The following is a 17,966-nucleotide window of genomic DNA, read 5'->3' as shown; positions in this document are numbered from 1 at the left end:
CCCGAAAGACCCATGGAAGTCGTATGTAGACGGTGCGCTGGATGGTGTGCCCACCAGGTGGGTCCTCCGCCGAAGCCCGGCCGCACGGGAGGTTACGCACCTTCGACCTCGGCGAATCGCACACACTGTCCGTCACCGAGGGATTGCGTACCCGGCATGCCTCCGATAAGGACCGTCACACCGCGAGGGCCGGCCACCTCCACCCGGGGGTGGGAGGTGGCCGGCCCTCGCGGTGCCGGAGGTGCGGTTACGCCTACCGCTTGGTCTTGCGGGCCAGCCACCACACGACGGTGACGACGGCCGCGCCGACGATCCACGGCTGCGGGTTGCGCCGGACGCTCGCCATCACGTCGCGGCCCGCCGCCTCCCACTCCTGGGAGCTGGACGGCATCTTCACGGCGAGATCGTGCACGACCTCGCCCGCCTTGTCGCGGGCCAGCGCCGCCGTCGCGGCGACCTGGTCCTTGACCTCCCCCGCCTGGCCGGCGAGGGTGTGACCGGACTCGGCCAGGGTGTGCCTGACCTCGCCGGCCTGCGCGGCGACCGCGCGACCCGACTCGGCCAGCGTCTCCTTGAGCTGGCTGGCCGAAGCGGCGACTCCGTTGTTCCTTGCCATGAGCAGACCTCCTCGTTCGCGCCGAGCACGCCTAAGAACGTGGCCCGTTCGCGAACCGGATACCCGCTCGGGAGAGCGCTAACCGCGGGAGTCGGGACAGGAGAGCGAGATCTCAGCTGACCTCGCGGACGAGCGAGAACTCGCCGTTCTTGATCTGCAGCAGGATGAACGTGGGATTGGGCTGGGTGCCGTCCGGCTTGAACTCCGCCGGGCCGGAAAGCAGCTCGATGTCGCCCGGCTTGGTCTCGGCGATCGCCTTGCGCACGGCCTCCCGGTCGAGGCTGCCCGCCCGCTGGATCGCGTTCAGGCTGAGCCGGACGGCGTCGTACGCCTGCATGGTGAACGGGCCGGGCTCGTGGCCGTAGGAGGCGCGGTACTTCGCGGCCCAGTCCGAGGCCGCGGGCTCGAACTGCGCCAGCGGCAGCGTGATGCCGTACACGCCCTTCTCCTGGGCGTCCGTGAGCTGGTCGAACAGGGTCGGGTCGGTGCCCGCGTCGGACAGCATGATGGTGCCCTGGAAGCCGGAGTCGCGCAGGTCGCGGATCATCCGGGCGGCCTCCGGGTAGTACCCGGTGAAGAAGACCAGGTCGGCGTTCTTCTCGCGCACCGTGTCCACCACCCGCGGGTAGCTGGTGGCGCCCTGGCTGACCGTGATCTGGTCGGCCAGCCTCAGCGGCCCGCCGCTCTTGTTCACGTCCGCCACAGCGGCGTCGGCGATGGTCTCCGGGAAGCTGGTGCCGTCGTCGATCACCAGCAGCCGCTTGCGGCCCAGCGCCTCCATCGCGTCGACCGCGTGCGCCGCCTCCACCGTGGTGGTGCCGGAGAGCAGGAAGACGCTGTTGTAGCCGGGCACCAGCAGGTCGGTCGAGTTCGCCGCCGGGATGATCATCGGAATGCCGGCGGTGTGGAACACCTTCAGCACGGGCACCGCGGCCACGCTGCAGCCGCCGCCGACGGAGACGGTGATGTCCCGGCCGATCATCTCGTTGGCCTTGACCACCGCTGTGCCGGGGTCGCACGCGTCGTCGCCGACGACCAGCTCCACCTTGCGCCCGAGCACGCCGCCGGCCTCGTTCGCGTCCTGGATGGCGATCTGGTACGCCTCCAGCAGGCGCTTGCCCGTGGGAGCGTTGTCGCCGGTCAGCGGGATCAGCGCACCGAGACGTACCACCTGGGGTGTTTCGTCCTTTTCTGCGCCGTCGGTGCAGGCGGCGGCCACGCCGCACAGGGCGGCGGCGAGCACCACGCTCACCACTCGCCTCAACTGACGCAGCGCGCCCGACTCGTGGAGCTTGTCCATATCGTGAATTAATATCAGAATTCTCGGGAAAGTCGGAATCGCCGCATAGGCTGGCCGACTTGTACTGCTAGCAGCACCGGACAGGTCGGCTGAGGCCGACCGGAGGAGGACCCCCGAAACATGCGCTGGCCGTCGTGGAGGCGGGCCGTCAAGCGGCTCGGCAGGCAGGGCGTGTCCGCCCGCCGGGCCGATCCGGTGCTGCGGCCGCGCCGCAGCCTCGGCATGACCGCCGCCCTGGCGTTCGTGCTGTGCGGGCTGGGCGCGTTCACCCTCTGGGGGACCCTGCAGGCCACCCAGGCCACCGAGGCGCAGTCCAAGGCGCTCGTGCTGGACGCGGTGTTCAGCGAGGCCAGCTCGGCGGTGGCGGTGCAGGAGATGCAGGCCCGCCACTACCAGCTGGAGCCGTCCGTGGCGGCGCGCGCCCGCTACCTGGAGTCCGCCGCGCAGGCCGACGCGGCGCTGCGCCGGGCGGTCGAGCTGAGCTCCGGCGCGGCGCACGACGACGCGCTGCGGCTGCAGGCTGAGCAGTCGGCGTACCGGCAGGCCGCCGACGAGCTGATCGTCATGGTGACCGACCGCAACCCGGAGGCGGTCACCCAGGACCGGCTGGAGGTCACCCCGGCGTACTACACGCTCCAGCACGACGTCACCGAGGTATCCCGGTCCCACCACGTGCAGGCCCAGAAGCTGGTCGCCGACCTGCGCAAGGTGCAGACCCGGATGTTCGCGGCGACCGTCGTCGGCTTCGCGGTCGGCCTCGGCCTGGTCGCCGCGATCTGGCGGGTCATGCTGGGCTACCAGCGCCGCGTGCTGCAGCACGCCGAGGTCAGCCAGCACCAGGCGCTGCACGACCCGCTCACCGGGCTGGCCAACCGGCTGCTGTTCCAGCGGCAGCTGGAGGACGCCCTCGACCCGGGCGGTGCCGCGCCGGGTGACCAGCTCGCGGTCATGCTGATCGACATGAACGGCTTCAAGGCCGTCAACGACACGCTCGGCCACCAGGCCGGCGACGACGTGCTGGTGGAGACCGGGCACCGGCTGCGCAAGGTGGTCCGGGACGGGGACACCGTCGCCCGCCTGGGCGGCGACGAGTTCGCCGTGCTGCTGCCCCGGGTCGGCTCGGTCGAGGCGGCCGTCGAGATCGCCGAGCGGGCCACCGGCGCGCTGCGCCGCAACTACCTGCTGCCCGCCGGTTCGGCCGCGGTGAGCGGCAGCGTCGGCATGGCCCTGGCCCACGCCGGCACCTGCCCCGAGGACATGCTGCGCCACGCCGACGCGGCGATGTACCGGGCCAAGACCAGCGGCAAGGGGGTGGCCGTCTACGACCCCGACGTCGACACCGACCAGCCGAGCCGGATGGCTCTCTTCGGCGACCTGCGCGCCCTGCTCACCGAGGGCGATCCCGAGGGCGAGCTGGTGCTCTACTACCAGCCGCAGGTCCGGCTGTCCGACGCCACGGTCAGCGCGGCCGAGGCGCTGGTGCGCTGGCAGCACCCCCAGCTCGGGCTGCTGTCGCCGGACGCGTTCCTCTACGTGGCGGAGACCGGCGGCCTGGAGATCCCGCTCACCTACCACCTGATGGGCATCGCGGTGAAGCAGGCCGCGAAGTGGTGCGCGCAGGGGCACCCGCTGACGGTCTCGGTCAACGTGTCGCCGAACTGCCTGCTCGACGACGCGTTCGTGGGGCAGGTGCGCTCGGCGCTGGCCGAGCACGGCCTGCCCGCCACGCTGCTGCGCTTGGAGATCACCGAGAGCGGCATGACCACCGACCCGGTGCGGGCCCAGGACGTGCTGCGCCGGGTACGCCGGGACGGCGTACAGGTCTCGATCGACGACTTCGGCACCGGGTTCAGCTCACTGAACCAGCTCAAGCTGCTCTCCGCGGACGAGCTGAAGATCGACAAGACGTTCGTGCACGACCTGGCCACCGACCCCGGCGACGCCATCCTGGTGCGCAGCGCCATCGAGCTGGCGCACAACCTCGGCCTGTTCGTGACCGCCGAGGGCGTGGAGGACCTCACCGCGCTGGCGATGCTGGACGAGCTGGGCTGTGACCAGGTGCAGGGCTTCGCCCTGGCCCGCCCGGTGCCCCCGGACGTGCTGATGGCGGAGATCCGCAAGGCTCAGGACACGGCACGCGCCACGCTCAAGCGCCCCGCCCGCCGCGATCCCCTGTCGGCCGCCCGAGCCGGTGCGCTGAACCCCTGACGCCTGCGACCGAAGCTCCCCTGCATGCCGGTCCAGCAGCATGCAGGGGAGCTTCCGCCGTGGTCAGTGCGCGTACACCTCGAACTCGGAGATCTGCGCGGCGGGCCAGCCGGTGTTCGACGTGAACGTCAGCGTCAGCTCCCGCGCCGTGACCGCGGGGAAGGCGATGGTGACGACGTTGCCGGTCTCCGGGGCGAACAGGTGCTCCGCGGCGGGCACCAGCGCGGCCCCGTCGGCGTCGACGGCGATCGTCTGCCAGCGGCCGCCCCAGTTGGCGGGCAGTTTCAGCACGATCCGGCGGACCTCGACCTGGTGGCCGAGGTCCAGGGTGACGGTCTGCGGGAACGCCCCGTTCTGGCTCTCGAAGTACGTCGCCGGGTCGCCGTCGACCAGGTTCGGCGGGGCGATCCACCACCCGGCCTGGGAGCTGGACGTGATGTCGCGCCCCAGCGCCAGGTTGCCGTCCGGGTCGAACCCGATGCCGCGCAGGCCCACCACGTACGGCCCGGCGGGCGAGCTGCTGTGGATCGTGAGCAGCCCGGCGTAGTTGCCGGACGCCGTGGGCGCGAAGCGCACGGACAGCGTGCAGGTGGCCCCTACTTCGATCACCGGGCACATCCCGCCGACCGTGTATCCGCGCGGCGGCACCACGGCCTCGACCGTGATCGGCTCCGGCCCCGGGTTGGTGATCGCGATCGGCCGGACCGCGTCCGTGCCCAGCGGCTGGAAGCCGTAGTCCACGCCGGTGGCCTGCGCGATCTCCAGCTGACCGGCGGGCGCGAACCCGCACCGGCTGCCGGACCAGCCGAGGTTGCCCGCGCCGCGGGTCACCGTGAAGCCGCTGCCGCAGTCGTGCACACCGGTGCCACCCAGCCCGAAGGCGACCACCCCGGCGAACGTCGCCGCGCCCGGCGCCTGCAGCTGCAGCGCGACCGTGCCCGCCCCGGCCACGGTCACCCGCTCCACCGACACGTTGGTGATGCTCTTGCCGAAGAAGTGCAGGCCCGAGTACGAGCTGTCCACCAGCGACACGTCCTGGACCTTGACCGCGCCGGTCATCGGCCCGTCGGCCGCCCAGAACCACAGCGCGCCGATCTGGGTCGGCTCGTTGGGCACCAGGCTGCCGGTGCGTACCAGCAGGTTGCGGGCGATGGTGGTGGTCCCGGCGAGCGGGCTCGCCCCGAAGCGGTTGCCGACGTGCACGCCGCCGCCCTGGGTGACGGTGTCGGCGGCGATGTTGTCGCGCACCGTGTTGTCCCGGCCGCCGTACACCGCGAAGCCGTTGGCGAGCATGGGCAGCGCGACGGTGTTGTGCGCGAACGTGTTGCCGGTGTCGGCGTTGCTGGCCGACCACATGGCCATGCCGTCGTCGCCGGTGTTGCGCACGAACAGGTTGCCGACCGTGGACCGGCTGACGCCGTTGTGCAGGTTCAGGCCGTCGGCCCACACGTTCTTGATCCGGCCGCCGTCGATGACGAGGTTCTCCGACGGGCCGTCGAACCACATGCCGACCTTGACGTGCTCGACCCACACGTTCCTGATGCTGGAGTCGCTGAGCGAGCCGCCGAAGCCGCTGTCGATCGTGGCGTCGTCGCGCCCGGCCGTGCCGCCGAAGACGGCGAAGCCGGACAGGTGCACGCCGGTGCTCGGGCTCGGCGCGGCGTTGCCGAACACGCCGACGCCCGCGCCGCGCAGCACGGTGTGCCACGGGCCCGCGCCCTGCACGGTCACCCGGTCCACCTGGAGCTTGCGGGTCACCGCGTACTCGCCGGGCGGGATCCACAGGCCGCGCTGCTGGTCGCGGGCCGCGTCGATCGCGTCCTGCAGGGCCTGGCCGGAGTCGGCGGCCCCGGTCGGGTCGGCGCCGAAGGCGAGCGCGTCCAGGAACCCGTCCGGCCTGGCCGCAGCGGCGGCGACCAGCTCGAAGTCGGCCAGGTCGAGCACGGCGGGGGCGCTCGCCCGCAGCCGCACCCGGGTGCCTGCGGCCAGCGTCCGGCCGAGCAGCGTGCGCGCGTCGTCGAAGTAGTGGTGCTGCCCGCGGTCGGCGGGCTCGTTGGTGTACGGGTAGTTGCCGTAAACATGGGCGTACGCCGAGGACAGCGCCAGCGAGCCGGCGGCCTTGCCGTTCGCGCTGACGGTGAGCGAGGCGGTGCTGCCGTCCGGCACCGAGTAGCGCACGTCCACCGCGTTGGCCGCCTTGGCCAGGGTGAACTCGACGTACTCGCCCGCGTCTAGGGCGACCGCGCGGCGGCCGGACGCCTCTGCGGCGAGCTTCGTGAACGCCCGGGTGGCCGCGAGCACGGCGCCGTTTGTGCGCGCCGACTCGGCCTCGTACTCGGTGAACGGGACCCGCGCGCCGGGGCCGCCGGGCAGGGCGGGCAACGGCAGCGCGGTGCCGGGCAGGGTGGGGAGGGCGGGGGCCGCCGCGTGCGCCGGGCTCGACGCCGCGAGCAGGCCGGTCGCGGCGACCGCGGCCAGCACGGTGGAGCGGAGCTTCATCAAAGGCTCCTATCAGGACGAATCGCGCGCCGCGGGGCGCGCCTCATCGGATCGGGGGTGTGGTGGAGCCGCCGTTCGAACACGTCGCGACCGCGTAGCTGAACGGGACGCGAGCAGATTAAGACCGCCATCGCCGCCACGTCCAGAGGTCAACGCAAAAATTCGACAACCCTCCGCCACCGCCATGAGGCGGCAGGGCGCCCAGGTTATGGCCCCTTACAGGAGCTTTGCCGCCCCATCACCCACTCACAGGGGAGTGAAAACCTGCTCCGACAGCCTGCCGACAGCAGATTTTACGCAAGAAACAGTCCATCATTAGCAAGCGCGTGCAAGCGATCTCGCCCGCGAGTGGATAACGGTGATCGCAGCCTGCCGGACCTGCCCGGTAAGTAACGTGGACGGGGTGACGGGCGAGGGAGTCACCCGCCGCGGCCTGCTCGCCGGGCTCGGCTCCGCCGCGGTGGCGGCGGGGCTCGGCGCGTGCCGGGCGAAGGACGTCCCGCTGCCCGCCGCGCAGCCCACGCCCGCCCCCAGCCCGAGCCCGGCGGACGAGGCGGCGCTGCGCAAGAAGATCGCCCGGATGCTGATCGTCGGCTTCCGGGGCGCCACGGTCGGCCCGGATGACTGGATCATGCGGGCGATCCGCGAGCAGGGGCTCGGCGGCGTCATCCTCTTCGACCGCGACCAGCTGACCGGGGACAGCCGCAACATCGACTCTCCGGACCAGGTCACCACCCTGATCGACACGCTGACCGGGGCCGCGCCGCACGGGCTGATCGTCTCCATCGACCAGGAGGGCGGCCGGATCGCCCGGCTCGGCCCGCAGAACGGCTTCCCCGCGACGAAGTCGCCGGCGGAGATCGGCGCGACGAACTCCCCGCCGATCACCCGGACCTGGGCCGCCGGTATGGCGCACACGCTGGTCCAGATCGGGGTGAACTTCGACTTCGCCCCGGTCGCCGACCTCGCGGTCAACCCGGACAACCCGGCGATCGCCCAGCTCCAGCGCAGCTTCTCGGCCGACCCCGACGTCGTGGTGTCCTGCTGCACCGACTTCATCGGCGAGTTCCGCAAGGCCTCGGTGCGCACCTCGATCAAGCACTTCCCCGGACTGGGCAGCGCGACCGGCAACACCGACTTCGAGGCCGTCGACGTCACCGGCACCTGGACGCGCGCCGAGATCGAGCCGTTCCAGCGGCTGATCGCCGCGGGCACGGTGGACACCGTGATGGTCACCCACTTCCTGAACCGGCAGCTCGACCCCGACCGCCCGGTGTCGCTGTCCAAGGCGGTGGTCACCGACCTGCTGCGCGGGCAGCTCGGCTGGGACGGGGTCGTGGTCACCGACGACATGCAGGCCGTGGCCATCACCAGCCGCTACGCCCGGGACGAGGCCACCACGTACGCCCTGCAGGCCGGGGTGGACCAGCTCGTCTTCTGCAACCAGGCGGTCTACGACACCGCGATCGTGGAGCAGACCGTCGACCTGGTGCTGCGCCTGATCCGCGAGGGCAAGGTCAGCCCGGCGCAGATCGACCGCTCGGTCGCCCGCATCGACGCCCTCTGGCCGCCCCGATGACCGGACGCGCCGCGGAGTCCGCCCCACCGCCGGATCCGCCGCGCGTCTCCCGCCGGAGACTGCTCGCCGGAACGGGCGCGCTGCTCGCCGGCTCGGCCGCGGCCGGCTGTGCGGCGACCGGGCCGCTGCCGACCGCCTCGCCCCGCGCGCCCGGCGACGACCTGAACGCCCGGCTCGACGCCGCGGTCACCGGCACGATGCGGCAGCTCGGCATCCCCGGCGCGATCGTCGGCCTCTCGGTGCCCGGGATCGTCGAGTACAGCCGGGCCTTCGGGGTGGCCGACGACGTCACGGGCCGGCCGATGACCCTCGCCGAGCACATGCGGATCGGCAGCGTGACCAAGACGTTCACCGGGACCGCCGTGCTGCGGCTGGTCGAGGACAGGCTGCTGGCCCTCACCGATCCGATCGCGAGGTTCGTCGGCGGGCTGCCCTCCGGCGATCAGATCACCCTGCGCATGCTCGGCGACATGCGCAGCGGCCTGTACTCGTACGAGCAGGACCCGGCGTTCGTCGCGGCGATGCTGGCCGAGCTGCCGCAGGGGCCGGGCGCGGGCGCGGTCACCCCGGCGCAGCTGGTGGACGTCAGCGCCGCCCGCCCGCTGAGCTTCCCGCCCGGCAGCCGCTTCGAGTACGTCGACGTCAACGCCGTGCTGCTCGGCATGGTGGTGGAGCGGGTGACCGGGCGGCCGCTCGGCGACCACCTGCGCGAGCACGTCTTCGCACCGCTGCGCCTGTCCGAATCGGTCTATCCCGTATCCGGGGCCCTGCCGGAGCCGTACGCGCACGGCTACACCCGGGGCGCGGACGGCGCGGTCACCGACGCCTCGCTGTGGAACCCGGCCTGGGCCGGGGCGGCGGGCGCCATCGTGTCGACGTTCGCCGACATGAAGACGTGGGCACTGGCGCTGGGCAAGGGCACCCTGCTGGATCCGCAGACGCAGGCGGTCCGGCTGGAGCGGGCGCCGGAGAGCGGGCCCGCGGCGGCGTACCGGTTCGCGATCTTCGAGAGCGGCGGCTGGTGGGGGCACAACGGGAGCATCCCCGGCTACACCAGCGTGGTGATGTCGATCCCGCAGCGCAGCGCCACGCTGGTGGTGCTCGCCAACACCGACGTGCCCCCGGTGCACGCGGCGGGCGCGCTGGCCGCCGCGGTCACCCGGCTGGCCACCCCGGACCACGTGTACGCGCAGCTCGACGGCGCACGCCGGGCCACCCCGTCCCCTACGGCCGGGCGCTAGCGTGCGCTGCCCGTCGACGCCGGCCTGCCCGGATGAGCCCGGGCAGACCGGCGTCTTTCTATGGAGGGGGTAAAGATCAAATACCCGGGTAGAGCGGGTGCGCCGTGGTGAGGGCCGCGACGCGCGAGCGCAGCCAGGCCGCGACCGCGCCGTCGAAGGAAGGCAGCAGGGCGTGCGCCACCACGTCGGCGACCTCCACGAAGTCCGGCTCGGTGAAGCCCCGGGCGGCCAGCGCGGCGGTGCCGATACGCAGGCCCGAGGTGACCAGCGGCGGGCGCGGATCACCCGGCACCGCGTTGCGGTTGACCGTGATCCCGACCGCGTGCAGCCGGTCCTCGGCCTGCCTGCCGTCCAGCACCGAGCCGCGCAGGTCCACCAGCACCAGGTGCACATCGGTGCCGCCGGTGAGCACGCTGATCCCGGCCCGCGCCACGTCCGGCTCGGCCAGCCGCTGCGCCAGCAGCCGCGCGCCGCCGAGCGTGCGCCGCTGCCGCTGCGTGAACTCCGGCTCGGCCGCCAGCTTGAACGCCACCGCCTTCGCGGCGATCACGTGCTGCAGCGGCCCGCCCTGCTGACCCGGGAAGACCGCGCTGTCGACCTTGCGCGCGACGTCCTCGTGGCAGGTCAGCACCACGCCACCGCGCGGGCCGCCGAGCGTCTTGTGGGTCGTGGTGGTCACCACGTCCGCGTACGGCACCGGGTTGGCGTGCAGCCCAGCCGCGACCAGCCCCGCGAAGTGCGCCATGTCCACCATCAGCCGGGCCCCCACCGCGTCGGCGATGCGCCGGAACGCGGCGAAGTCGAGCTGCCGGGGGTACGCCGACCAGCCCGCGATGATGAGCGCGGGCCGGTGCTCGTGCGCGAGCCGCTCGACCTCGGCCAGATCCACCCGTCCGTCGTGCTCGGACACGCGGTAGGCCACCGCGCGGTAGAGGCGGCCGGAGAAGTTGATCCGCATGCCGTGCGTGAGGTGGCCGCCGTGCGCCAGGTCCAGGCCGAGGATGGTGTCGCCGGGCTGGAGCAGCGCCGCCATCGCGGCCGCGTTGGCCTGCGCGCCCGAGTGCGGCTGCACGTTCGCGTACGCCGCGCCGAACAGCGCCTTGACCCGCTCGATCGCCAGCCGCTCCACCACGTCGACGTGCTCGCAACCGCCGTAGTAGCGGCGGCCGGGGTACCCCTCGGCGTACTTGTTGGTGAGCACCGAACCCTGCGCCTGCAGCACCGCGAGCGGCGCGAAGTTCTCGCTGGCGATCATCTCCAGGGTGTCGCGCTGGCGGCCCAGCTCGGCGCGCAGCGCCGCGTCCACCTCGGGGTCGCACTCGGCCAGCGTGCGGTCCAGCCCGGTCACGCCGCCTCCCCCGTGAACGCCGCGTAGGCGGCCGCGTCAAGCAGCTCCGGCGTGCCGGTCAGGCGCAGCCGGAACAGCCAGCCCTGCCCGTACGGATCGTTGTTGAGCAGGCCCGGCTCGGTCGCGGCGGCCTCGTTCACGGCGACGATCTCGCCGTCGACGGGGGCGTAAAGCTCGCTCACCGACTTCGTCGACTCGATCTCGCCGCACGGCTCGCCCGCCGCCACGGTCCGGCCGGGTTCGGGCAGTTCGAGGTAGACGATGTCGCCGAGCGCGTCGGCGGCGAACGCGGTGATGCCGACGGTCGCGACACCGTCGCCGTCCAGCCATTCGTGGTCACGGGTGTAGCGCAGGTGCGCGGGCACGGCACTGCTCACGGGAGGCTCCCTGGTCCGGGTGCCGCGGCGCGCGGCACCGAGGTCGGTGTGCCTCCCCCTCTGTCATGGAGCCTGAGAGCTTCACCACCGGCGGGGTGGTTTGCACCGTGGGCGCGGGACGGTGTCCCGGCTTTCCAGAGTCGCCTGACCGCGGCGGTACGTGGGCCTGAGAGATTGACGGGGAGTGTTGCTCCTTCGGCGCCCGGCATGGCCGGGGCTCTCCCGCTGCGGTTCGTTCAGCGAAGTCTTCAGTTGTCGCGCGTACCGTAGGCATCGCCCGGCCCGCCCGTCAAGGGCGGCAATCCGAAGTGGAGATCCGGAAACCGCTCGACACCGCTTCGGCCGTGCGGTTGGCTTGACGGTTCCGACGATTCCCGGAGGTGCTTTGATGCCCGCGCTGCTGGTCCGCCTCGACCCCCCGACCATGTTGAGACCAGACCAGAGGAATCGCAGAAGTGGATCTTCCACGTAGCTTCACCATCCGCGAGAGCAGCCACCGCGTCCACAACCCGATCACCGAGGAGAAGCTCGGCCTGCTGGGCCGGGCCGTGCGCCTGCGCCCCGGCACCACCGTGCTCGACCTGGCCAGCGGCACCGGCGAGCTGCTCTGCCGGTGGGCCCGCGACCACGGGATCACCGGCACCGGTGTCGACATCAGCACCGTCTTCACCGCCAGGGCCCGCGAGCGGGCCGCCGAGCTCGGCGTCGCCGACCGGGTGACCTTCGTGCACGGCGACGCCGCCGGGCACGTCGCGCCCACCCCCGTCGACGTGGCCTGCTGCATCGGGGCCACCTGGATCGGCGGCGGCTTCGCCGGCACCCTCGACCTGCTCGCCCGCAGCCTGCGGCCGGGCGGGCTGCTGCTCGTCGGGGAGCCGTTCTGGCGGCAGGACCCGCCCGACCAGGCCACCGTCGAGGGCTGCCACGCCACGTCCAGGGACGACTTCCGGGACCTGCCCGGCCTCGTCGAGCTGTGCGGGCGGCAGGGCTGGGACCTGGTCGAGATGGTGCTGGCCGACGAGGACAGCTGGGACCGGTACGCCGCGGCGCAGTGGTTCAACATCCGGGCCTGGCTGGACGCCAACCCGGACGACGAGCTGGCCGCGGACCTCCGGGCTGAGCTGGACCGGGCGCCGCTGGACCACGTCCGCTACCGGCGGCCGTACCTCGGCTGGGGCGTCTTCGCCCTGAAGCGCCGCTGACCGGAGGGCACGGCCCCGGCCTGTCGCCGGGGCCGTGCCCGCTACTCGGCGCGGGTCAGCCAGGTGCCGATGCAGACCTCGTTGCCCTCGGCGTCGGCCAGCACCCACCACGACGGCGCGTGCTCGTCGGTGACCAGCCGGCCGCCCGCCGCGAGCGCCGCGGCGACCCGCGCCTCGGCCTGGTCGTGCGCCACCCAGACGTCGAGGTGGATCCGGTTGCGCTGCGGGCGCGGCGCGTCCATCTCCTGGAAGTAGATCAGCGGCCCGCGCTGCCGGGGGTCGATCATGTCGCCGGGGCCGTCCCCGCGCTGCGTGTAGCCGAGCACGGCCAGCCAGAACGGCATGACGTCGGGCACGACCAGGGCGTCGAGGCAGATCTGCACGTTCTGCGCCCGGGACGGGTCGGCGGTCAGGCCCAGCTCGCGCGCCGCGGCCGAGATAAGCCGGGCCTGCTCGACGTGCGCCTCGGTCATCCCGAAGAAGCCGGGCACCCACCGGATCAGGCGTACGGTGACCGCCCCGTCCCGCAGGTCGACGTCGGGGGCGGGCGCGCCGGGCAGCTCGCTGATCGCCTGTACGAACCGCGCGCCCGCGGCGAACGACGGGATCCGGAACCAGGCGCACGCGCCGTCGCCGATGACGCGCCAGTCGCCGACGCCCTCCGCCTGGTGGAACTGCGCGGGCGAGATCCGCTGCGCCGTCTCGGTCATGTCACTCCCTTTTCCCTGATCGGCGCCTCGGGCGGCACCGCCGGAGACACTATGCCCCTAATTCCCGACATCTTCTGTCGTATACGTCGGCGAGAATCGGCGGATGCGCGCCTCCCGGATGATGTCCCTGCTCCTGCACCTTCAGGTACGCGGCCAGGCCAGCGCGCGGGATCTGGCCCGGCTGCTGGAGGTCAGCGAGCGCACCGTGCAGCGGGACGTCGAGGCCCTGGTCGCGTCGGGGGTGCCGGTGCGCGCGGCGCGCGGCCCCGCGGGCGGTTACCGCCTGGACGGCGGCTACCGGACCCGGCTGACCGGGGTGGGGCTGGACGAGGCGGGCGCGCTGGCGTTCCTCGGGCTGGCGGGCCCGGCGCAGCAGCTCGGGCTGGGCGAGATGCTGGAGGGCGCCCGGATGAAGGTGTGGGCCAGCCTCACCGGCGAGGCCCGGCAGCGGGCGGGCCGCAGCGCCGAGCGCTTCCACCTCGACCCGACCCGCTGGTACACCACCGCCGAGCCCGTGCCCTGCCTGGCCGAGCTGGCCGCGGCGGTGTGGGCGGACCGCCGGGTGCGCCTGACCTACGTACGCGACGGGCGGGAGTCGGTGCGCGAGATCGACCCGCTCGGCCTGGTCCTGGCCGCCGGGGACTGGTACCTGGTGGCCCTGCGGGACGGAGGCCGGCGCACCTACCGGGTGTCGCGGGTGCGGGCGGTCGAGCCGCTGGAGACGCCCGCCGCCCGCCCGGACGGGTTCGACCTCGCGGAGACCTGGGCCCTGTCCCGCCGCGAGCTGGAGCGCGAGACCACCGCGGTCGAGGTCACGGTGCGCGTGTCGGCGTGGGCGCTGCCCCGGCTGCGGCGCCTGGTGCCGGTGCACGGGCAGGACCGGGTGCCGCTCACCGCGGACGGCGACGTCGAGCTGACCGTGCCGTTCGAGGACGGGTTGTGGGCGGTGTCGGCCATGCTCGGCCTCGGCTCCCACGTCGAGGTGCTCGCCCCGGCGGCCTTCCGCGAACGGGTGGCCGCCGAACTGCGCGCCGCGGCGGCCCGTTACGCCTGACCGGGCGACTGTGGATCATCCGGGCCGGGCCGGTTCCCGGCCGATCAGCCGGGCGCGTGCCTGCCGCGTACCCCCATATGATCTTCGGACCGCGCCGAAAGGATCATCAGTGGACTCGTATGAGGCGGGACACCTGGTAGGTCAGCTGTGCTGCTGGCTCGTCCCCGCGTGGCTCGTCTACCGGAGCATCCGCTGGGTATTCAAGAAGCCCGACTGGTGGAACCACCGCTGACCTCGAGCTGGAAGTGCCAGATCACGACGACCGGGGCGTCGTCGTGGGCTGCGGACGCCGCCTCGGGGCACCAGCGCAGCAGGTCCCAGGACATCTCCGTGGGCAGCGGGCCGGATGCGGTGGGCGACGGCGGACGGCCCGGCTCCGCGCAGTGCCGGACCTGGAATCCCAGCGGCAGGGCCGCGGCCAGGTAGGCGCTGAGCGGCCGGTGGTACTCGGTGAGGATGCTCGGGCGGCCGTCCGGTCCGGGCCGCCGCGGCAGGGTCGGCCGCAGGTACGACAGCAGCAGGTGCGCGTCGGAGATCACCAGGTGCCCGCCCGGCCGCAGCACCCGCGCGAACTCGGCCAGCACCGGCCCGAGGTCGGGCACATGGGCCAGCGCCAGTCCGCACACGACGGTGTCCACGGAATCGTCGGGCAGCGGGATCGCCGCCAGGTCCGCCTGGATGAGGTCGGCGTCCGGCAACCGCACGGCCGCCAGGGCGAGCATCTCGGCGGACTGGTCCACGCCGATCACGCGGTGGCCCAGCTCGGCCAGGTACGCCCCGTGCCGCCCGGTGCCGCAGGCCGCGTCGAGCGCGGTGCCGACCGGCAACCCGTCCAGGATCTGCCGGACCAGCGGCTGCTCGATTTCGATCATCCCGTTGCCGGGCTCGTCATAGGTCGGCGCCCAGTCCCGGTACACGTCGGCGGTGCTGATCGTGCCGTGCGTGGCCGTGATGACCTCGGCCTCCTCGTCGAGCGCCGGGAGGTCCAGCAGGGCACGGATCTCGGTGAGCCGGGCCTCGACGAACGCCCGGTCGGCGCCGCCCTCCCGGATGCCCCGCAGCAGGGCCACACCTTCGATGCCGAGCAGGTACGCCAGCGGGCTGAGGTAGGTCATCGGGTGACGCTAGCGACGACCGTCCGAAGACACCACCTGCTTTCGGCACGGGGAAACCTGGCCGGGCGGCCGATGCGTTGACGCCGGAGCGAGATCCGTCTATGTTGGCGCGGAAAGCGCTTTCCCCTTTCGTCCCGCATCGCCTCCATCCCTGAGGAGCAGTTCATGCGCGCGCGCAGAATCTGGCCGGCCGTGCTGGCCCTGGCCGTGATCGTGGTGCCCGGCGCACCGGCCCACGCCTGGCCGGGGCCCTACGTCACCGTCGCCGCCGACGGCAGCGGCGACTTCACCAGCGTCCAGGCCGCCGTCGACGCGGTGCCCGCCGGGAACGCGTCCACCTTCACCATCAAAATCCAGCCCGGCGTCTACCACGGACAGGTGATCGTCCCGGCGAGCAAGCCGTACGTGGTGTTCCGCGGCCAGGGCCCCGACCCGTCCGCCGTGGTCATCACCGACGACCGGGCCAACGGCACGCTCAAGCCGGACGGCACCCCCTGGGGCACCTCCGGCAGCGCCTCCGTGACCATCGACGGGCACGACTTCAGCGCGCGCAACCTGACCTTCGAGAACGCGTTCGACGAGGCGGCCCATCCCGAGATCACCAACCGGCAGGCGGTGGCCGTGCTGACCCGGGCCGACCGGATCGTCTTCGACAACGTGCGCTTCCTCGGCAACCAGGACACCCTCTACGTCAACAGCCCCGCCGCGGACGTGCCGGCCCGGGTCTACCTGCGCAAGTGCTACGTCGAGGGCGACGTCGACTTCATCTTCGGCCGGGCCACCGCGGTGTTCGACCGCTGCCGGGTGCACTCCCTGGACCGCGGCTCGGCCACCAACAACGGGTACGTCACCGCGGCCAGCACCAGCATCGCCAACCCCTACGGCTTCCTGTTCAGCGAGTCGACCCTCACCGGCACCGCCCCGGCCGGCACCGTCCACCTGGGCCGGCCGTGGCATCCGAGCAACGATCCGAACGCGATCGCGCAGGTGCTCATCCGCGACTCGAAGCTCGGCGCGCACATCATCGGCGCGGCGCCGTGGACCGACTTCGGCGCGTTCTCCTGGCGCGACGCGCGCTACGCGGAGTACGCCAACCGCGGGCCGGGCGCCGTGGCAAGCGTGGACCGGCCGCAGCTCGACGCCGCGGCCGCCGCCGCGATGACGCCCGAGGCGTACCTCGCCGGAGCGGACGGCTGGAACCCGATCCGCTAACCGCCGGTCAGCGGCCCGGCCGGAACCAGGTGTCATACGGGTGCCGGCCGGGCCGGAGGCCGTGTGCCTCGACCATCGCCACGGCCTGCGCGAAGTCGCGTGCGAGAGCCCGCGGGCTGTGCGCGTCACTGCCGAAGGTGACCGCCTTCCCGCCCTCCTCACCCCACCAGCGAACGATTTCCGGGTGCAGTCGTCCCCCGGTGTTCACCTCCAGAACCCGCCCGCCGCCGGCCAGCGCCCGCAGCGCATGACGGAACTCGCCCTCGAAGAGGTGTGGCCGGAACGGCCCGGCCTGCTCCGGCCAGTAGCGGACGGCATAGTCCACATGCGCCAGCACCGAGAACACGTCCGACCCCGCCACGAGGCACGCGATCTCGACCAGGTAGTCGCGCATCACCTCCGCGGGCGGCCGGCGCTGGAAGTGGTGCGGTGGCTCGGCGAACCCCGCACCGACCGGCAGGCAGTGCAGGGAGCCCAGCACTCGTTCGAACGCACCGTCGGCCAGGTGAAGGCGACCGCGGGCAGGCCCAGCTCGACCGCCCGCGCGCAGGTCCGCTCCATCGACCCGACGTATGCGTCCCAGGACCACTCGCTGTGCACGTGGCCGGCGGCGGGCAGCACGGCCCCGGGACTCATCGCCGCGCCGTGGCGAGGCCGCCTGCGCCGTCCAGCCAGGACGCCCGGCCGATGATATCGACATAGAGCCGGGTCAGCCGCTCGCCCGGCTCCATCGCCAGGCGCTCGACCATCGCCTCGCGCAGGTCGCGGTAAACGTCCAGCGCATCGGCGACCGACCCGTTGCGGTACAGCGCCGCCATCAGATACCACCGAACGGACTCGTCGGTGGGCCGTTCGGCGGCGAGCCGGTAGAGGTCGCAGATGATCTCGCTCTCCCGGCCCACCCGGAAGGCCAGGTCGCAGTGCAGCTCGTGGGCCCGCAGGCGGCGCCCGTCGAGCTGCCGGGCGATGATGTCCAGCTTGCCGTGGGACCGCAGGTCGCCCAGTGACGGGCCGGGACACAGCGCCAGCGCCCGCCCGAGCCGGTCCATCGCCTCGTGCGGCTCGTCCGCCGAGAGCCGCCGCGCGTCGGCCACGAGCCGATCGAACTCGAACAGGTCGAGCTGATGCCCGGCCAGTGAGAGCAGGTATCCCGCGGGCCTGGTGGCAATGGCCTCGCGACCTATTCCGATGGCGTCGAAATGCTGCCGCAATTTCGAAATGTAAACCTGCAGTGCGGTGGACGCGGTGCGTGGTATCTCGTAGTCCCACAGCGTTTCGATCAGATGCTGCGCCGGCAGGACCCGCTCGGCGTCCACGGCGAGCAAGGCCAGCAACGCGCGCAGCTTCGGCGAGGCGGGAGAACAGTCCATCCCCTGATCATCCCTCACCTCGAATCCACCCATGACGATGAATCTCACGCCAGCCTCCCCCGCCAGAGTCGATCCCAAGTCTGGTTCGGACCTATACGGGTGTCAAGTTTCGCCGACTGAGAGACGGATGAGCGA

General features: G+C 72.6%; 16 protein-coding genes and 2 riboswitches. Of the genes, 6 read left to right on the top strand and 10 right to left on the bottom strand.

Annotation, left to right across the window (positions count from 1 at the left end):
* Positions 1-253: 253 nt before the first annotated feature.
* Positions 254-616 carry a hypothetical protein gene (locus tag Cba03nite_RS00505; RefSeq protein WP_203740366.1) on the bottom strand — a complete coding sequence of 121 codons (363 nt, stop codon included), beginning with the start codon at positions 614-616 and terminating at the stop codon, positions 254-256.
* 112 nt (positions 617-728) lie between these two features.
* Positions 729-1,916: a branched-chain amino acid ABC transporter substrate-binding protein gene (locus Cba03nite_RS00500; RefSeq protein ID WP_203740364.1), complete on the bottom strand. Its 1,188-nt coding sequence runs from the start codon at positions 1,914-1,916 to the stop codon at positions 729-731.
* A 120-nt stretch (positions 1,917-2,036) separates the two neighbouring features.
* On the opposite strand from Cba03nite_RS00500, the gene Cba03nite_RS00495 reads away from it, so the two are divergent.
* Complete coding sequence (locus Cba03nite_RS00495; RefSeq protein WP_203740362.1) at positions 2,037-4,124, top strand: putative bifunctional diguanylate cyclase/phosphodiesterase; 2,088 nt, start codon at positions 2,037-2,039, stop codon at positions 4,122-4,124.
* Between the two features lie 63 nt (positions 4,125-4,187).
* On the opposite strand, the gene Cba03nite_RS00490 is transcribed toward Cba03nite_RS00495, so the two are convergent.
* Positions 4,188-6,623 carry a glycosyl hydrolase family 28-related protein gene (locus tag Cba03nite_RS00490; protein WP_203740360.1) on the bottom strand — a complete coding sequence of 812 codons (2,436 nt, stop codon included), beginning with the start codon at positions 6,621-6,623 and terminating at the stop codon, positions 4,188-4,190.
* 403 nt (positions 6,624-7,026) lie between these two features.
* On the opposite strand from Cba03nite_RS00490, the gene Cba03nite_RS00485 reads away from it, so the two are divergent.
* Both Cba03nite_RS00485 and Cba03nite_RS00480 read left to right on the top strand, forming a co-directional pair.
* Positions 7,027-8,202, top strand: a complete 1,176-nt coding sequence (locus tag Cba03nite_RS00485; protein WP_203740358.1) for a glycoside hydrolase family 3 N-terminal domain-containing protein — start codon at positions 7,027-7,029, stop codon at positions 8,200-8,202.
* Positions 8,199-9,443, top strand: a complete 1,245-nt coding sequence (locus tag Cba03nite_RS00480) for a serine hydrolase domain-containing protein (RefSeq protein WP_203740356.1) — start codon at positions 8,199-8,201, stop codon at positions 9,441-9,443. Before Cba03nite_RS00485 ends, Cba03nite_RS00480 begins: the two co-directional genes overlap by 4 nt.
* A gap of 76 nt (positions 9,444-9,519) precedes the next feature.
* Here Cba03nite_RS00480 and glyA read toward each other — a convergent pair whose 3' ends face one another.
* Together glyA and gcvH are read right to left on the bottom strand one after the other, a co-directional pair.
* Positions 9,520-10,791: a serine hydroxymethyltransferase gene (glyA, locus tag Cba03nite_RS00475; protein WP_275411519.1), complete on the bottom strand. Its 1,272-nt coding sequence runs from the start codon at positions 10,789-10,791 to the stop codon at positions 9,520-9,522.
* A complete protein-coding gene (gene gcvH, locus Cba03nite_RS00470) occupies positions 10,788-11,168 on the bottom strand; it encodes a glycine cleavage system protein GcvH (protein ID WP_203740354.1) in 381 nt (126 codons plus the stop codon). The genes glyA and gcvH overlap by 4 nt, the downstream gene beginning before the upstream one ends.
* 50 nt (positions 11,169-11,218) lie before the next feature.
* Positions 11,219-11,312, bottom strand: a riboswitch (glycine riboswitch).
* Positions 11,313-11,403: riboswitch (glycine riboswitch) on the bottom strand. It lies immediately after the preceding riboswitch.
* Between the two features lie 220 nt (positions 11,404-11,623).
* Between gcvH and Cba03nite_RS00465 the strand changes: the two genes are divergently transcribed.
* Positions 11,624-12,370, top strand: coding sequence for an SAM-dependent methyltransferase (locus Cba03nite_RS00465; protein ID WP_239125354.1), 747 nt, complete (start codon positions 11,624-11,626; stop codon positions 12,368-12,370).
* A 41-nt stretch (positions 12,371-12,411) separates the two neighbouring features.
* Here the strand turns inward: Cba03nite_RS00465 and Cba03nite_RS00460 are convergent, their stop codons facing one another.
* Positions 12,412-13,080, bottom strand: a complete 669-nt coding sequence (locus tag Cba03nite_RS00460) for a 4a-hydroxytetrahydrobiopterin dehydratase family protein (RefSeq protein WP_203740352.1) — start codon at positions 13,078-13,080, stop codon at positions 12,412-12,414.
* Positions 13,081-13,183: 103 nt separating this feature from the next.
* On the opposite strand from Cba03nite_RS00460, the gene Cba03nite_RS00455 reads away from it, so the two are divergent.
* Positions 13,184-14,134: a helix-turn-helix transcriptional regulator gene (locus Cba03nite_RS00455; protein ID WP_203740350.1), complete on the top strand. Its 951-nt coding sequence runs from the start codon at positions 13,184-13,186 to the stop codon at positions 14,132-14,134.
* A gap of 200 nt (positions 14,135-14,334) precedes the next feature.
* Here the strand turns inward: Cba03nite_RS00455 and Cba03nite_RS00450 are convergent, their stop codons facing one another.
* Positions 14,335-15,249, bottom strand: a complete 915-nt coding sequence (locus Cba03nite_RS00450; RefSeq protein WP_203740348.1) for a class I SAM-dependent methyltransferase — start codon at positions 15,247-15,249, stop codon at positions 14,335-14,337.
* A 165-nt stretch (positions 15,250-15,414) separates the two neighbouring features.
* On the opposite strand from Cba03nite_RS00450, the gene Cba03nite_RS00445 reads away from it, so the two are divergent.
* A complete protein-coding gene (locus Cba03nite_RS00445) occupies positions 15,415-16,461 on the top strand; it encodes a pectinesterase family protein (protein WP_203740346.1) in 1,047 nt (348 codons plus the stop codon).
* A gap of 7 nt (positions 16,462-16,468) precedes the next feature.
* On the opposite strand, the gene Cba03nite_RS39500 is transcribed toward Cba03nite_RS00445, so the two are convergent.
* Genes Cba03nite_RS39500 through Cba03nite_RS00435 form a run of 3 tightly spaced genes read right to left on the bottom strand, consistent with a single transcriptional unit; the run spans position 16,469 to position 17,879 of the window.
* On the bottom strand, positions 16,469-16,855 hold the full coding sequence (locus Cba03nite_RS39500; protein WP_239125353.1) for a PHP domain-containing protein: 387 nt from the start codon (positions 16,853-16,855) through the stop codon (positions 16,469-16,471).
* Positions 16,855-17,097, bottom strand: a complete 243-nt coding sequence (locus Cba03nite_RS39495; RefSeq protein ID WP_239125352.1) for a hypothetical protein — start codon at positions 17,095-17,097, stop codon at positions 16,855-16,857. Before Cba03nite_RS39495 ends, Cba03nite_RS39500 begins: the two co-directional genes overlap by 1 nt.
* A complete protein-coding gene (locus Cba03nite_RS00435; RefSeq protein WP_203740344.1) occupies positions 17,094-17,879 on the bottom strand; it encodes an AfsR/SARP family transcriptional regulator in 786 nt (261 codons plus the stop codon). The genes Cba03nite_RS39495 and Cba03nite_RS00435 overlap by 4 nt, the downstream gene beginning before the upstream one ends.
* Positions 17,880-17,966 lie beyond the last annotated feature (87 nt).

This window comes from Catellatospora bangladeshensis (assembly GCF_016862575.1).
Classification (GTDB): Bacteria; Actinomycetota; Actinomycetes; order Mycobacteriales; family Micromonosporaceae; genus Catellatospora; species Catellatospora bangladeshensis.
The sequence above is the reverse complement of the archived record's forward strand: the minus strand, read 5'-3'. Positions and strand labels throughout refer to the sequence as shown.

Bases quoted from the DNA above. Each gene is read 5' to 3' on its own strand.
- Cba03nite_RS00445 (WP_203740346.1), top strand. From the start codon at position 15,415: ATGCGCGCGCGCAGAATCTGGCCGGCCGTGCTGGCCCTGGCCGTGATC.
- Cba03nite_RS00490 (WP_203740360.1), bottom strand. From the start codon at position 6,623: ATGAAGCTCCGCTCCACCGTGCTGGCCGCGGTCGCCGCGACCGGCCTG.
- Cba03nite_RS00460 (WP_203740352.1), bottom strand. From the start codon at position 13,080: ATGACCGAGACGGCGCAGCGGATCTCGCCCGCGCAGTTCCACCAGGCG.
- Cba03nite_RS39500 (WP_239125353.1), bottom strand. From the start codon at position 16,855: ATGCGCGACTACCTGGTCGAGATCGCGTGCCTCGTGGCGGGGTCGGAC.
- Cba03nite_RS00480 (WP_203740356.1), top strand. From the start codon at position 8,199: ATGACCGGACGCGCCGCGGAGTCCGCCCCACCGCCGGATCCGCCGCGC.
- Cba03nite_RS00450 (WP_203740348.1), bottom strand. From the start codon at position 15,249: ATGACCTACCTCAGCCCGCTGGCGTACCTGCTCGGCATCGAAGGTGTG.
- Cba03nite_RS39495 (WP_239125352.1), bottom strand. From the start codon at position 17,097: ATGAGTCCCGGGGCCGTGCTGCCCGCCGCCGGCCACGTGCACAGCGAG.
- Cba03nite_RS00505 (WP_203740366.1), bottom strand. From the start codon at position 616: ATGGCAAGGAACAACGGAGTCGCCGCTTCGGCCAGCCAGCTCAAGGAG.
- Cba03nite_RS00500 (WP_203740364.1), bottom strand. From the start codon at position 1,916: ATGGACAAGCTCCACGAGTCGGGCGCGCTGCGTCAGTTGAGGCGAGTG.
- Cba03nite_RS00495 (WP_203740362.1), top strand. From the start codon at position 2,037: ATGCGCTGGCCGTCGTGGAGGCGGGCCGTCAAGCGGCTCGGCAGGCAG.
- Cba03nite_RS00455 (WP_203740350.1), top strand. From the start codon at position 13,184: ATGCGCGCCTCCCGGATGATGTCCCTGCTCCTGCACCTTCAGGTACGC.